This window comes from Lentzea kristufekii (assembly GCF_033949925.1).
GTDB lineage: Bacteria > Actinomycetota > Actinomycetes > Mycobacteriales > Pseudonocardiaceae > Lentzea > Lentzea kristufekii.
In genome coordinates, this window is record NZ_JAXAVV010000010.1 from 1 (window position 1) to 14,811 (window position 14,811).

A 14,811-nucleotide genomic window follows, 5' to 3' on the forward strand; every position below is an offset into this window, starting at 1 on the left:
CGCCTAGCCCAGCCGTTTCGCCAGTCGGTCGGCGGCTTCGAGCCGCCCCGACTCGGCGAGCAGGCCCACCGGTGCCAGCACGTAGTCGCGGTCGACGGTGATCTCCGCGGTCTTCAGCACCGGCCGCAGCACCGGGTCGGCCCGCAGCGCCTCGACGATCGGCCCGATGTCGGGCGTGTGCCTGAAGACTCCGCCCGACAGCACCAGCAGGCCCGCGCCGTGCGGTCCGAGCTGGCCGTCGACCTGCCTGAGGTGCCTGCGCACGGCCAGGATCGCCGCGAACGACGCCAGCTTCACGTCGACGGCCGGGTCGTCCGGCAGCCAGCCGACGTTCTCGGCCCGTTTCTGGGCCTCCGCGGCCAGGTCCTCGGTCGTCAGGCGTTCGGTCAGCGCTTCTTTCACCACGCCCGGCGCGGACCAGCGCATGCCCAGATCGCCCTCGACGGTACGCCGGTCCGGCGGCAGCGCGACCGTCCTTTCCAGACCCTCGCTGTCCGCCGTGGACACTGCCGAGTACACGTCCGTGGTCGCGCCGCCGACGTCCACCACCAGCACGGCACCTTCGCGGTCCTGGGCCGCGAGCCGGGAAACGCCTGCCAGCACGGCATCCGGCGTCACGGCCCGCACGAGCTGACGGAACCTCGGGCCTCTCGAAAGCCCCTTGCCGCCGATCACGTGCTGGAGGAACGCCTCGCGAATCGCCTTGCGCGCCGGTTCCGGAGCGAGCTGACCGACGTCCGGCAGCACGTTCGGACAGGCCACCACGGTGCGCTTCGCCAGCAGCTCCAACGCTTCCGGCTGCGCCTCGACGTTGCCCGCCAGCACGATCGGCACGGCCACGCGGGCGAGTTTCGCGGCGTTGTGCAGCAGGACCGACTGATCACCACCGTCCGTGCCACCGACCAGCAGGATCAAGTCGGGGGCCGACGCGCGCAACGCCTTCACGTCGACCGGGCCCGCGCTGACGTGCACGATCTTGGCGCCCGCGCTGAGCGCGACCCGATAACCGGCCTCGGCGCTCACCACCCGTTCCTGGCCGACGACGGCAAGTCTGAGGCCACCGCCCGCCGAGGAGCACGCGAGGATCTCGCCGTCACCGACCTCTTCGCGCAGCGCGTCGATGCCCCGCAGCACTTCCGGCGGCGTGGTCGGGTGCTGCCCGGTCCTGACCAGTTCGCCCTCGGGGGTGATGAGAGCGGCCTTGGTCCAGGTGGAACCGACGTCGAGACAGAGGATCACAGGGTTAGCTTGCCACCATGAAGCTCACACCCAAGGTGATCCTCGAAGGCACGCGGCTGACCGGCAAGACGGACCTGGCCTTCGCGTTGAACGAACACCCTCGTCTGGTCGGTCACCGCAGGTACCGGTACCACTCGCCGTTGATCTCGGGTGAGTGGAGCGGTTTCAGCAACGAGCCCTGGGGCCGTGGGCTGATCGACTTCGCGCCGGAGGAGACAGCGCACGCGATGGAGACCTACGAGACATGGGCGCGGATGTTCGAACTGCAGCGCTACTACTCGTGGATCGTCGACCGGTTCCACCTGTCCACGTTGGCGTACCAGGCACGGCAGGGGCGCGACTTCGACTTCGGCTGGCTGGAGGAAAGACTGAAGCCGCTCAACTTCGCGATCGTGCTGTGCACACGGCCCGAGGACACGTTCGAGGCGGCACGGGAAGAACGGCTGAAGATCAGCGCGAATCCGAAGCAGTACGTCTCGCTGGAGCCGTTCGTCGAGGAGCAGCGCCAGCTCCGCGAGCTCGCGGCGAAGTCGATCCTGCCGGTGCTGGAGCTGGACGTGACGCGGCAGGGCCCCGACGACGTGGCGGAGTGGCTGGACGAGCGGGGCCTGCTGACCCTCTAGTCGTCGGCTTTCTCGTGCACGACCTTCATGAACGACCCGAGCTGTGCGAGCTGCTCCGGGGTGAAGAGGTCGATCAGGTATTCGCGGACAGTCCCGACGTGGCCGGGTGCGGTGGTCCGCAGCAGGTCCTTGCCGGCATCGGTGAGCACGGCGAGGATGCCGCGCTCGTCGGACTCGTGCGGCTCCCGCCGCACGAGTCCGGCCTTTTCCAGCTTGCCGATCTGGTAGGTCAACGAGCTCTTCGACACCACGACCCTGCGCGCCAGCTCGGTCATGCGCATGCGGTTGTCCGGCTGTTCGGACAGCACGATCAGCACGTTGTACTGCGCGTGCGAGAGGCCCGCGTCGCGCTGCAACTGCTGTTCGATCTGCCTCTCGAGGAGGTGGTAGGCCTGGACGAAGTGGTGCCAGGCCGTCGCCTCCTCCTCGGAGAGCCACCGCGCGTTTTCCATGGTGCGCAGGTTAGTTGGTGGCGAGCTAGATGCCGGGCTCTTCGCCGTGCTTGACCACCGGTTCGGGTTCGACCTTGCTCTGGCCCGTCTTGCCCAGCACCGAGTTGCGTCGGCTGTAGACGAAGTAGACGACGACACCGAGCGCCATCCAGATGAGGAACCGGATCCACGTGAGCGCGGTCAGGTTCAGCATCAGCCACAGGCAGGCGAGGATCGCGAGGATCGGCACCAGCGGCACGAGCGGCACGCGGAAACCGCGCGACAGGTCGGGCCTCGTCTTGCGCAGCACCAGCACACCCGCGGAGACGAGGATGAACGCGAACAGCGTGCCGACGTTCACCATCTCTTCGAGCTTGCCCGCCGGGAAGAAGCCGGCTGCGACCGCGACGAGCACACCGATGATGATCGTGATGCGCGTCGGCGTGCCGTGGCTGCCGGTCTTCGCGAGCTTGCGCGGCAGCAGTCCGTCGCGCGACATCGCGAACAGCACGCGGCTCTGGCCGAGCATCAGCACCATGACGACGGTGGTCAGACCGGCGAGCGCGCCGACCGAGATCACCGTTGCCGCCCAGTCGACCCCGTTGTCCGAGAACGCACTGGCGAGCGTCGCGCGCGTGCCGTCCGGCTGCGTCGCGAGCTTCGTGTACGGCACCATGCCGGTGATCACCAGCGTGACGGCGACGTACAGCACCGTGACGATGGCCAGCGAGCCGAGAATGCCGCGCGGCACGGCCTTCTGCGGGTTCTTCGTCTCCTCCGCCGTGGTCGCCACGACGTCGAACCCGATGAACGCGAAGAACACGATGCTCGCCGCGGCCAGCATGCCGAGCACGCCGTAGGTGCTGCCCGAGTAGCCGGTGATCAGCGAGAACAGCGACTGCTCGACGCCGGTGTGCGCGGCAGGGCCACCAACGGCAGCCGGCGGGATGAACGGCGAGTAGTTCTCGGCCTTGATGTAGGTGATGCCGAGCACGATCACGAGCAGCACCACAGCGACCTTGATGGCCGTGATGACCGCGCTGACCCTCGAACTCAGCTTCGTGCCGATGATGAGAAGCGCGGTGAGCACCGCAACCAGGAGCACGGCGCCCCAGTCGAACTTGATGCCGCTGCCCACCTCGGTCTTCACGTCGAGACCCATGAGCCCCAACGTCGTCTGCAGGTAGGCCGACCACCCCTTGGCGACCGCGGCCGACCCGACCGCGAACTCCAGCACCAGGTCCCACCCGATGATCCACGCGGCGAACTCGCCGAACGTCGCGTAGGAGAAGGTGTACGCGCTACCCGCGACCGGCACCGTCGAGGCGAACTCGGCGTAGCACAACGCGGCCAGCGCACAGGCGATCGCCGCCAGCACGAACGACAGCGAGACCGACGGCCCTGCGATGTTGCCCGCGGTGCTCGCGGTGAGCGTGAAGATGCCGGCACCGATGACGACCGCCACACCGAAGACCGTGAGATCCCACGCCGTCAGATCCTTGCGGAGCTTGGTGCCCGGCTCGTCCGTGTCCGCGATCGACTGCTCGATCGACTTCGTGCGCCACAACCCGTTCCCCGGCACGGTGCATACCTCCTTGATGGATCCGATTCGGACCACCCTAGAGGTAACCACCAGGTGAGATGCCCATAGCTCTTTTCCGCAGGTTGTCCGGCGTTCTGTCTCGACACGACGAAGCCGCCCCGGGCAATCACCCGAAGCGGCTTCGACAAACCCAAAATCAGGAGCTGGAGACCGTGGACCGGTCCAGGTCCGGCTCCAGGTAGATCAACCGGGCGTGCGGCACCTTGGCCCGCACCCGCTGCTCGGCGTCGTTGATCGCCTGAGCCACCTCGTCCAGCGGCAACCGGGGCTCCAGCGCGATCTTCGCCGCCACGAGCATCTCGTCCGGGCCGATGTACTGCGTCTTGATGTGGATGACGCGCTGCACCTTGCCGGCGGCCAGCTCGTCGATGATCACGTCGAGGTCCTTGTCGGACGCGCCCTCACCGATGAGCAGCGACTTCATCTCGATGATCAGGATGATCGCGATGATGCCCAGCAGCACACCGATGGCGACCGTGCCGAGCGCGTCGAAGACCGGGTTGCCGGTGATCGTCGCGAGGCTGACGCCGATCAGTGCCAGCACCAGACCGATCAGGGCGCCCGCGTCCTCCAGCAGCACGACGGGGAGTTCCGGCGTGCGGGAGTTGCGGATGAACTGCCACCAGGTGGCGTCACCCTTGATCTTCTTCGACTCGACGATCGCGGTGTAGAAGCTGTAGCACTCCAGGCCGATCGCGACGACGAGGATGCCGACCGCGACCAGCGGGCTGGAGAGCTCCTCGGGGTGCTGCAGCTTGTGGATGCCCTCGTACAGCGCGAAGACCGAGCCGAGGGTGAACAGCATCAGTGCCACCACGAACGACCAGAAGTAGCGGTCGCGGCCGAAGCCGAACGGGTGCAGCCTGGTCGCCTTGCGCTGGGCCGTCTTCTGGCCGAGCAGCAACAGGCCCTGGTTCGACGTGTCGGCGACCGAGTGCACCGACTCGGCGAGCATCGACGACGAGCCGGTGATCAGGAATCCGATGAACTTGGCCACCGCGATTCCGGCATTCGCGACCAAGGCCGCGACAATGGCCTTGGTTCCGCCCCCTGCTGACACGCCTGTCTCCTCGCAACAAGTCCGGTTTGTCCGGTCGTGAACCTTAGTCTGTTCCGGCCGTGGCGCGGAAAAGTTCAGCGGATTCAACACCATCCGGTCGCAGGAGCACGGCCGGGTCCGACGCGGGGAGCCACACGGACTCGCCACGCGCCAGCCGCAACTCCTCGCCACGGGCGTTGGTGAGTACCACGGCGCCCTCGGTGCAAATCATGATCTGCGGGCCTTCGTGGTTGATCCGGGTCTCGCCGGCCAGGTCCAACCTGGACAGTTCGAACTCCGGCGCGGGCGTGCGGTACACGCGGACGCCGGGCTGGACCTCCTCGCCCAGCAGCACTTCCATGTCACCGCACGTGAAGTCGAGCACTCGCAGCAGCTCGGGCACGTCGACGTGCTTCGGCGTCAGGCCGCAGCGCAGGACGTTGTCCGAGTTCGCCAGGATCTCGATGCCGGTGCCCCGCAGGTACGCGTGCAGGTTGCCGGCGGGCAGGTGGATGGCCTCGCCCGGCTGCAGCACGATCCGGTTCAGCAACAGCGCCGCGAGCACGCCCGCGTCGCCGGGGTAGGACTCGCCCAGCTCCAGGATCGTGCGGCACTCCAGGTCGAACTCGCCGTGCTCCTTCACGTGCAGCACGCACGCGTCCAGCACCTGCGGGAGCAGCGACGACAGCGACGTCTGCGGCAGCGTGATCAGCATCGTGAACAACGCGCGCAGGCCCGACGAGTCCGGCTGCGCGACCAGCATCTCGGTGTACGGCGAGAGCGCGGGCGCGTCCAGGGTGCGCAGCAACGAGACGGTCCGCGACGGCTCGCGGAACCCGGCCAGGGCGTGGAACTCGGTCAGGGCGCAGATCAGTTCCGGCTTGGCGGCCGGGTCCTTGTAGTTGCGGACGGCGGCGTCGAGCGGAACGCCACGGCGTTCCTCGGCCGCGAAACCCTCGGCCGCCTGCTGGGCCGACGGGTGTGCCTGCAGGCTCAGCGCCTCGTCGGCGGCGAGCACCTTGAGCAGGAACGGGAGCCTGCTGCCCCACCTCTCGGCCACGCGCGGGCCGAGCTGGCCGTCGGGGTCCGCCGTCAGCAGGTCGAGCAGCGAGCGCTCGATGCCGTCCGCGCCGCGAACGCGGGACGGGTCGCCGGGGTGGGCGCCCATCCACAGTTCGGCCTCGGGATGGGGTGCGGGCACCTCCTTCCCGAGCAGCTCGGCGATGGCCGTGCGCGAACCCCACGCGTACGGCCTTACCGCGTTGTGCAGCAGGTCCACTTCTAAGTCAGCTCCCAAATCAGTACGGGTTGCCGCCGAGAGTCCCGGTGGCGAGCCCGAGGTACAGCGCGGCCAGTTCGAAGCGGAGCGCGAGCAGCGCGGCGCTGACCGCGTCGCCTCCCGCCACCTCGACGGCCGGCTCCAGCACGTCGGCGCCCGGAAGGGCGTCCTCGGCGGCGTGGCGCACGGCATCGGCCACGGGGCCTTGGCGCACGGCCAGCAACAGCACGCGCACGAGTCCGCTGCCCGGCTCGTCGTCCGGGTCGGCGAAGAGGTCCGCACCCGAGGTTCCCTGCACCGCGCGGCGGTGCAGGACCGGGCGGGTCAGCGCCTGCGAATACCCGGAGACGTCGCAGGCCACGCCGGCGAACGCCCCCAGCACGCCGGCACCGTGCACACCGACCGACGTGGCGACCTCGTCGAGGCCCCACAGCAGCGGCGTGCGGTCGGCGACGCGCAACGCGAGCGACTTCGCCGGGTTCACGAACGACTCGTGCATCGGGTGGTCGCGCTCGGCCTCCCGGTCGAGCTCGTCCGCGATCAGTTCGACGTCGGCCTTGAGCAGGCCGAGCGAGTGCAGCACCAGCAGCCACGCGGCGAACGCGCGCGGGAAGCTGAAGCCCGGTGGTACGTCGATGCGGGGCGGCAGCAGCACGGCCCGGCCGGCGGCGGCCGCGGCGATCGGACCGGAGTCCGGCGCCGTCAGCAGTGTGCGGGCGCCCCTGCGGACGGCCCGGTCGATCGACTCGGCGAGCACCCGGTCGCCGGGGTCCTCGGTGTGCGCGAGCACCACGTCGAGAGCGCCCACCCACGGCGGCACCTCGTCGGACACCACGACCGGCACCGAGCAGCCGGGACCGAGCAACGCCATGACGACGGCGGCGACGGCGACCGAGTGGCCGGGCCGGGTGATGAGCACCACCGCGCGCGGGCGTTCGGAGAAGATCCGCTCCACTCCCGCCTCGGCCGCGGCCTCGGCGGTGGAACGGACCTGTGCCCCCGCCCGTGCGGCAGCGCGCAGCCAGCCGCCCGTGTCGGCGTCGGCGAGGCGGCTCTGGTCGTCGAGCAGCGTGTCGTCGAGCACCTACGTCACCCAGCCGACGGCGGCTCGACCGCCTCGTCCAGCAGCAGGACCGGAATGCCGTCGCGCACGGGGAACGAACGACCACACGCAGTGCACGTGAGGAAGTCCGCCTCCGGGTCGGACGGCGTACCGACCTGCAGCGGCGCGTGCTCGGGGCACGGGCAGGCGAGGATTTCCAGCAACTGCTCTTCGAGTTTGACGGCCACGGTGTTCTCCTCAGGCCCGCACGATCGCGAGGACCTCGTCGCTGAGCGCGGCGACGGCCTCGGGGGTGGCGGCTTCGACGTTCAGGCGCAGCAGCGGCTCGGTGTTCGAGGCACGCAGGTTGAACCACGACCCGTCCGCCAGCTGCACGGTGAGACCGTCCAGCTCGTCGATCGTGACGCCGTCCTTGGAGCCGTACGCGTCCTTGATCGCGGCGATCCGCCCCGCCTGGTCGCCGACCGTCGAGTTGATCTCACCGGAGGCGGCGTAGCGGTTGTAGATCGAGGTCAGCGCCGACAGCGGGCCGTCCTGCTCACCGAGGGCGGCCAGCACGTGCAGTGCGGCCAGCATGCCGGTGTCGGCCTTCCAGAAGTCGCGGAAGTAGTAGTGCGCGGAGTGCTCGCCACCGAAGATGGCGCCGGTCCTGGCCATCTCCTCCTTGATGAACGAGTGGCCGACGCGCGTGCGCACGGGCTTGCCGCCGTGCTCGGTGACGATCTCCGGCACGGCGTGCGAGGTGATCAGGTTGTGGATGATCGTGCCGCCGGGGTCCTTCGCGAGCTCGCGCACGGCCACCAGCGCGGTGATCGCCGACGGGCTGACCGGGTCGCCGTTCTCGTCCACGACGAAGCAGCGGTCCGCGTCGCCGTCGAACGCGACACCGGCGTCGGCACCCTCGGCCTTGGTGCGGGCCTGCAGGTCGACGATGTTCTTGGGGTCGAGCGGGTTCGCCTCGTGGTTCGGGAAGCTGCCGTCCAGCTCGAAGTACATGGGGATCACCTCGATGGGCAGGCCCTCGAAGACCTGCGGCACCGTGTAGCCGCCCATGCCGTTGCCCGCGTCCACGACGATCTTGAGTGGGCGGATGTTCTTCAGATCGACCAGGTCGTTGAGGTACGCCGCGTACTCGACGAGCATGTTGCGCTCCTCGAACGTGCCGGGCTCTACGCCCTCGACGTCGGGGACCTGGTTCTCGGCATCCTGGCGGATCTGCGCGAGACCGGTGTCCTGGCCGACCGGCGAGGCACCCGCGCGGCACATCTTGATGCCGTTGTACTGCGCCGGGTTGTGGCTCGCGGTGAACATGGCGCCGGGCAGGTCGAGCTTGCCGGACGCGAAGTACAACATGTCCGTGCTGGCCAGGCCGATGCTGATCACGTTGACGCCCTGGGCCTGAGCACCCTCGGCGAACGCACGGGACAGCCCCGGTGAGGAGTCACGCATGTCGTGACCGATCACGATGGCCGGTCCACCGACCAGGCGCGCGAAGGCGGCGCCGAAGTCCCGGACCAAGCCGGCGTCCAGCTGTTCGCCGACCACCCCGCGGATGTCGTACGCCTTGACGATGCCGGACAGGTCACGCACGCCGCACACTCCCGAAACTCGCTCTTGACGGCCACTGCCAGGGCAGCCTACCGGCGAGAAGATTAGTGGTGCGTGTGGTCAGTCAGTCCTCGTGCGGATCGGGCAATACCCGCAGGTGGCCACGCCGATGAGAGCCCGCAGGCACATCGGGCAGCTTCGGGCTCACATCAGCCCGCCCAGCCTCCCGCACGGCCTCGGCCAGGGCCGTCAGGTCGTCCACAGTCGGCTCGGGCGCCGCGAACTCACCCTGGTGCCTCACGACCTCCCAACCCCGCGGCGCAGTGAGCCGCAAGGCGTGCTCCTCGCACAGGTCGTAGCTGTGCGGTTCGGAGTACGTGGCAAGCGGCCCGACGACCGCGGTGGAGTCCGCATAGGCGTAGGTGAGCGTGGCGACAGCCGGGTTAGCACACCCGGTTCGCGAGCACCGTCTCACGCTCCGCACGATCGGGGACGATAGCGCGTCCACGCGAGGCTGTGTGTGAGGCACGCTGTGTTTAGTCGTCAGGGGTAGCAACTAGGCTGCTTGGTTGTGGTGATGGCACGGGGTTCTCAGCGGCAGGGTTCGCCGCGCCGACGCAACCGCGACCGGCACGGACGGGGCCTGCGCGGCCCTCTCTACCCGGCCACGCTCCCGGCGGCCCGCTCCCGAGCCGAACGCTTCGACGCCCTGGTCATCGAGGCCCTGGAGCCCATCGAGGCCCGCTGGCGCACCGAACTCACCCAACTCGACGTGGCCGTGGACGACGTGCCGGACGTCCAGGTGGAGGGCGAGGACGGCGTGGTGGAGGACGGCAACGTCCCCCTGGCCCGCCTGCTGCCGGCGGGCTCGGACAACCGCGCCCGGATCGTTCTGTACCGCCGCCCGCTGGAAGCCCGCGCGAAGGACGGCGCCGACCTGTCCGACCTGGTGCACGACGTGCTGGTGGAGCAGATCGCGAACTACCTGGGCCTGGACCCGGACGTGGTGGACGAGGGCTGAGACCCCTCTCACACATCGCACGCTCACGGCGCGCAAGCCACCCGCGAAGCCGAAGGCGAGCACGCATCCCGCCTGCGAAGCCGAAGGCGAGCCGTCCGAGCACACGCTCAAGGGCACGCAACTCATCCGCGATGCCGAAGGCGAGCCGTCTTTACCAAACGGTCCGGGTGGGGTGGCTTCGTCACGAGTCGTGCCACAGCTCTTGCTGCCTGCCTGAAGGGGTGTCAAGCGGACACGCTTTTCGACACGCTTTTCGTCCGCTTGACACCCCTTCAGGCATGTGGCCCGCTCTTGGTACGACTCGTGACGAAGCCACCCCACCACCGCGCCCCCCAAAGCAACGCGCCTGCGCCCGAAGCAACAGGCGTGCCATCAACCCGCGCACGGCGTGGACCCCGGCTTCGGATCAGATTGGCGGGGTCTGGGGCGGAGCCCCAGGAACAGCCCGCCGCCGAGTGGGCACCGCAGTCAGCAACGTGAACAACGCCGCCGCAGCCTGCCCCAACAACAAAAAGTCCCGCAAAGTACTGGACACGGAAACCCGGACCTCAGCCCCACCAGACGGCAACGGCACCCCGACCAGATGCCCCCAAGCCCGGACAACCGGCACCGCAGCCCCGTCCACAGAAATCTGCCACCCAGGCTCGTCCTCGGCGGCCAGAACCAACACCCGCCCCTCCCCACCAGGCGAAACCCGAACAGCCACATCAGGCAACGACACGTTCACCGGCGCCACCCCGTCCGCCCCGAGCTCAGACGGCGGCTCCCCACCGGTACGAGCCCGGCGGGCAAGATCAGGCGCCAGCAACACCCCGGTGTCCGCAACGAGCCGCATCCGCAACACAGGCCGTCCGTCCGAAGCCCGCGGAGCCTCCGACACCAACTCCCCAGCGGCGGCCCGAACCCGAGCGGAAGCCTCCTCAGACGGCAGCACCACGAACGTGACCCCGGACGAAGCGGCCTGCCCCAGCGCCACCTTCACCGCCGGCGCGGCCCCGTCGAGCAACGAAGAGTTCCACCGCCGCAACCGAGCAGGCGACGACACCGTGGGCACGAGATCGTCGTCCCCGAACGCGGGCATCCGTCCGGCAACCTGACGCACAGGCGTCCCCAGAATCAACACCGAGCGCCCGGTCCGCTCCAACTCGGCGGTCAACGATGCGTTCAACGCAAGCCCGCCGTCGGCCTTCAACGGCCCGGACCGCAGGTCCAGGAAGCCGGCAACCCCGAGGCTGACCAGCGTCACCACCCCGACGACGTACACGGCCCGCCGCACACCGGCCCGCCCGGCCACACCCGGCTGCACCCCGCGCTGGCACCCGGCCAGCACCACGCAGACGAGTCCCCAGGCCAGGATCACCAGCGGCGTTCCCGGCCAGGCACCCACCGCGGCCACCGCCGCGAGAGCCCCGATGGCGAGCACGATCACCGTCAGGCCGGGCAACATCGAGGCGTTCGGCCGCAGGACGGCGGCGGCGAACGCGGCGGCCGCGAAGACCGAGCACACGATCAGGTTCGGCGGTGGCGACTCGAACGCGGCGCCAAGGCCGTTGAGGACCATCTCCGGGTGTTGCAGCAAGACGGCTGGCCACGGCAGAAGCAGTCCCATTGGCAGAAGCACGATCACGAACAGAGCCGCGATTCTGCGCGCACCGCCGGTCACCGCGATGAAGCCGCCCAGCGCGCCGATGATCACCACGACGTGCGTCAGCGGTGAGAAGGCGCCGAGGACCGCGACACCGATGGCGGTGCCGGAGGCCATGGGCAACCAGGCGTGCGTCGACGACGCGCGCAAGACCGCGTACACGCCTGCGAAGACCACGGGCGTGACGATGTGCACAACGACGACGTCCAGACGACCCTCGGCCACGGCGGTCGTCGCGACCGGCAGCAGGCCGTAGAAGGCAGCCACCACCGCGCGCACGGAACGGCGTACGCGCAAGCCGCGTGACGCGATGTAGGCCGACAACGCGGCGAGGGGGATGTCACCGAGCAACAACAGGGCGACGGCGAACGACGGTCCGCCGGGGATCAGGCCCAAGACGGCCAACGCCGCGGGTGCGGGCGCCGCGGTGCCACCGAAGACCGGGTGCCAGGAGGAGAGGTAGGTCGACCAGACCGACCCCACCGAACCGACCGGGAGCAGCCGGCCACCCGCGAGGTCGAGTCCGAGCCGGGACCAGTTCGCGATCACCGCGACGGCCGAGAGCGACAGCAGCAACAGCACCGGCGGCGCCAGCAGCAGGGAGCGCAGCACCCGCGACTGGTCGACCTCGACGAAGACCATGCCGGAACCGGCACGCGGGCCGGGCGACGGACGGGGTCGCGGCGAAGGACGCAGGGCGCCGGGCAGTGCGGCGTCGACGGGAACGACGACGGGCGGGCGGCGCAGACCGGCCACACGCGGACGACCGCGGGACGCGCCCGCCGGCAGGGCGGACGGGCCGACGAGCCGGGAGTCCACTTCGGACGGTTCGAGCCACGCCGAACCGGAATCGGTTGCGGGCAAACGACCCAGTGCGGCGTCGGCCTCGACCCGGCGGCGGATCAGGAAGGCGGCGCCGGCGCGCACCGCGTTGCGCAGCCGGGTGAGTCTGCTGGTGAAGAGGCCGCGCACGACGGCGGAACCGCGGCGGGCGCGCCGTCCCTGCAGCAAACGGCCCCGCGTCAGGAGGTAGCGGGCCGCGCCGACTTCGGCGTGTGCGTCCGCGAAACGCCGGAGCAGCAGGAAGCCCAGGGCGCGCAGCAGCGACAGGAACAGCAGCCGCGGCACTCCGACGAGAAACGACAAAGTTGAACAATTGACCAAAAATGTACGCATGCCGTGCGCGCGGTCGACGCCACGAAATGACGGACCCGGACGCGCCATCGCCGCGTCCAAACGGCGTGCGCCTTTAGTTGCGGCGCGTGCATGTCTCATGCGTGCGACGGGTACGCATAGGACCAAATGACCCGCGCGATTAGCGCGCCAGCCGAAGTCGACATCGTCGCGAAGCAGTGGCATCGCTTCGTCGTAACCGCCGAGCGAGTGCCACACCTCACGTTTGATCAACGATCCGGCGGACGACACGGCGAGAACCTCGGTGCTCTGCTGAAACGATGCGGAATGTTCCGCGGAGGACAGACCAGTCTGTCGATGTCCTGAAGAATCCGTCGACACACCTGCCTCGACGACCAGACGAGAATCCACCCAATCGAGGCACAGCGGACCGAGCACAGCGGCCGACGGCGACACCTCGGCCGCGGTCAGCAGAGCCGCCAGGCAGTCCGGTTCGGGCGCGCTGTCGTCGTGCAGCAACCACAGCCACTTGCCCGGGTCGCCCCACCGTTCGACGGCGTGCTCGACCGCGATGCGCAGGGCGGTGCCGTAGCCGGTGCCACGCGGCGCGGTCAGCACTCCGTCCAGCAGGTCTCCGGCCTCCGCCAGGACTTTTGCCGTCCGGTCCGTCGACCCGGTGTCGACCGCGACCACGTGCCGGGGACGAATTCGCTGGCGCCGCAAGGCAGACAGCGCCGTGCTGAGCCACTGGTCGCCGTCGTGGCAGACCAGGACGCACAGCACCGGCGCTGTCCGGAGCCTCGGGTGAGGACTTGTCACGCCCTCAAGTTAAGGCAGAAAGATCACGCTTCTGACCGACTAGACGGCTCGCTTCTTCAGCTTGCGGCGTTCTCTCTCCGAGAGACCGCCCCAGATGCCGAAGCGTTCGTCGTGCTGGAGTGCGTACTCCAGGCACTCCGAACGAACCTCGCAGCCCAGGCAGATGCGCTTGGCCTCCCGCGTCGAACCACCCTTTTCGGGGAAGAACGCCTCGGGATCCGTCTGGGCGCAGAGCGCGCGCTCCTGCCAGTCCTGCTCGTCGGCAGGGTCGAACAGGTACGACAGCTCGCCCTGTACGACCGGCTGCGTGACGTGATCTTCTTCGAGCTCTTCGAATTCCTGCATTTCGTCCGCCTCCTCGCCTTCCGCTCTCCCCGGTTGGCGGACGCCAGACGCCGTTCCCACAACGACGAATGACACCGATGTGATTACACCTGCGTCACAGCGGGCGGTCAAGCGGAGTCCACACGTCGGGGGATATTCCCGCAGATGGCCGCAAAAACCTTGACTCACTGCACAGACAGTGATTCAGGTGTCGCAACCCGTCCCCGAACGGCCCACCACGCCGGCCGACACGCCACACTGGAGGGGTGAAGCGATCAGCGGTTCGCCCCAGCCCACTGTTCCTCGGCCTGCTCGCGGCAACCGTCGCCGGAGCTGCGCTCACCCTGCTCGAAGGTGACGTCGCCATCATCTCGGGCACCATCCTCTTCGTACTCGCCGGGTGGGCGGTGACGCTGTGCCTGCACGAGTTCGGGCACGCCGCCGTCGCGTACAAGGGCGGCGACTTCTCCGTACGTGACAAGGGTTATCTGACCCTCGACATCCGTCGTTACACCGATCCCGTGCTCAGCATCGTGCTGCCGCTCGTGCTGCTGGTCATGGGCGGAATCCCACTTCCGGGTGGCGCCGTGTGGATCAACCACCACGCCCTCCGGTCGAAGAAGATCGAGTCGTTGGTCTCACTCGCGGGCCCGATCTCGAACCTCGTGATCGGTGTCCTGCTCGCGCTGGTCGTCACGATCTTCTCGCCGCCCGCCGCCCTCGCCGCCGCGATTTCGTACCTTGCTTTGTTGCAGGTGTTCGCGTTCGTGCTGAACATCCTGCCGATTCCCGGCCTGGACGGCTGGGGTGCTTTGGAGCCGTTCCTCCCCTACTCGGCGCAGCAGTTCGGTGCGAAGGCCCGGCCGTGGGCGCCGCTGGTCCTGTTCGCCGTCCTGATCGGCTTCTCCGAGGTCAGCCGACTCTTCTTCGAGGTGTCGACCTGGCTGTTCCAGCTCGTCGGCGGCGACTCGTTCGCGGCGTACCTCGGCTCCGCGACGTTCTCGTTCTGGCGCTCCCTGTAGGCCACTCACCGCGCTGTGGAA

14 protein-coding genes are annotated in these 14,811 nt (G+C 69.0%); 3 read left to right on the forward strand and 11 right to left on the reverse strand.

The genetic code is table 11. The features are described 5' to 3' along the window. Positions 1–3: 3 nt before the first annotated feature. Positions 4–1,239 (reverse strand): glutamate mutase L, encoded by a 1,236-nt coding sequence (locus SK571_RS20775; protein ID WP_319985754.1) that lies wholly within the window; start codon positions 1,237–1,239, stop codon positions 4–6. A 17-nt stretch (positions 1,240–1,256) separates the two neighbouring features. Here SK571_RS20775 and SK571_RS20780 point away from each other — a divergent pair, with 17 nt between their 5' ends. Beyond that, the gene (locus SK571_RS20780) at positions 1,257–1,862 is read left to right on the forward strand and encodes a hypothetical protein (protein WP_319985755.1); all 606 of its coding nucleotides are present in this window, start codon (positions 1,257–1,259) and stop codon (positions 1,860–1,862) included. On the opposite strand, the gene SK571_RS20785 is transcribed toward SK571_RS20780, so the two are convergent. The 8 genes from SK571_RS20785 to SK571_RS20820 form a co-directional block, all read right to left on the reverse strand. Beyond that, positions 1,859–2,314 carry a MarR family winged helix-turn-helix transcriptional regulator gene (locus SK571_RS20785; RefSeq protein WP_319985756.1) on the reverse strand — a complete coding sequence of 152 codons (456 nt, stop codon included), beginning with the start codon at positions 2,312–2,314 and terminating at the stop codon, positions 1,859–1,861. The genes SK571_RS20780 and SK571_RS20785 overlap by 4 nt on opposite strands. A 25-nt stretch (positions 2,315–2,339) precedes the next feature. Beyond that, on the reverse strand, positions 2,340–3,875 hold the full coding sequence (locus SK571_RS20790; RefSeq protein ID WP_319985757.1) for an amino acid permease: 1,536 nt from the start codon (positions 3,873–3,875) through the stop codon (positions 2,340–2,342). 157 nt (positions 3,876–4,032) lie between these two features. Further along, complete coding sequence (locus SK571_RS20795; RefSeq protein WP_319985758.1) at positions 4,033–4,956, reverse strand: cation diffusion facilitator family transporter; 924 nt, start codon at positions 4,954–4,956, stop codon at positions 4,033–4,035. 43 nt (positions 4,957–4,999) lie between these two features. After that, positions 5,000–6,214 carry a mannose-6-phosphate isomerase, class I gene (gene manA / locus SK571_RS20800; RefSeq protein WP_319985759.1) on the reverse strand — a complete coding sequence of 405 codons (1,215 nt, stop codon included), beginning with the start codon at positions 6,212–6,214 and terminating at the stop codon, positions 5,000–5,002. Between the two features lie 19 nt (positions 6,215–6,233). Further along, positions 6,234–7,298: a hypothetical protein gene (locus SK571_RS20805; RefSeq protein ID WP_319985760.1), complete on the reverse strand. Its 1,065-nt coding sequence runs from the start codon at positions 7,296–7,298 to the stop codon at positions 6,234–6,236. Between the two features lie 5 nt (positions 7,299–7,303). Then, positions 7,304–7,504, reverse strand: coding sequence for a Trm112 family protein (locus tag SK571_RS20810; protein WP_189154297.1), 201 nt, complete (start codon positions 7,502–7,504; stop codon positions 7,304–7,306). 10 nt (positions 7,505–7,514) lie between these two features. Continuing rightward, on the reverse strand, positions 7,515–8,867 hold the full coding sequence (locus tag SK571_RS20815; RefSeq protein ID WP_319985761.1) for a phosphomannomutase/phosphoglucomutase: 1,353 nt from the start codon (positions 8,865–8,867) through the stop codon (positions 7,515–7,517). An 82-nt stretch (positions 8,868–8,949) separates the two neighbouring features. Next, positions 8,950–9,309 (reverse strand): DUF3499 domain-containing protein, encoded by a 360-nt coding sequence (locus tag SK571_RS20820; protein ID WP_189154299.1) that lies wholly within the window; start codon positions 9,307–9,309, stop codon positions 8,950–8,952. 93 nt (positions 9,310–9,402) lie between these two features. On the opposite strand from SK571_RS20820, the gene SK571_RS20825 reads away from it, so the two are divergent. Continuing rightward, complete coding sequence (locus SK571_RS20825; RefSeq protein WP_319985762.1) at positions 9,403–9,846, forward strand: metallopeptidase family protein; 444 nt, start codon at positions 9,403–9,405, stop codon at positions 9,844–9,846. A gap of 406 nt (positions 9,847–10,252) precedes the next feature. Here SK571_RS20825 and SK571_RS20830 read toward each other — a convergent pair whose 3' ends face one another. Beyond that, on the reverse strand, positions 10,253–13,444 hold the full coding sequence (locus SK571_RS20830) for a glycosyltransferase family 2 protein (protein WP_319985763.1): 3,192 nt from the start codon (positions 13,442–13,444) through the stop codon (positions 10,253–10,255). 39 nt (positions 13,445–13,483) lie between these two features. Further along, a complete protein-coding gene (locus tag SK571_RS20835; RefSeq protein WP_051784712.1) occupies positions 13,484–13,789 on the reverse strand; it encodes a WhiB family transcriptional regulator in 306 nt (101 codons plus the stop codon). A 245-nt stretch (positions 13,790–14,034) separates the two neighbouring features. Here SK571_RS20835 and SK571_RS20840 point away from each other — a divergent pair, with 245 nt between their 5' ends. After that, positions 14,035–14,790, forward strand: coding sequence for a site-2 protease family protein (locus SK571_RS20840; protein ID WP_319985764.1), 756 nt, complete (start codon positions 14,035–14,037; stop codon positions 14,788–14,790). Positions 14,791–14,811 lie beyond the last annotated feature (21 nt).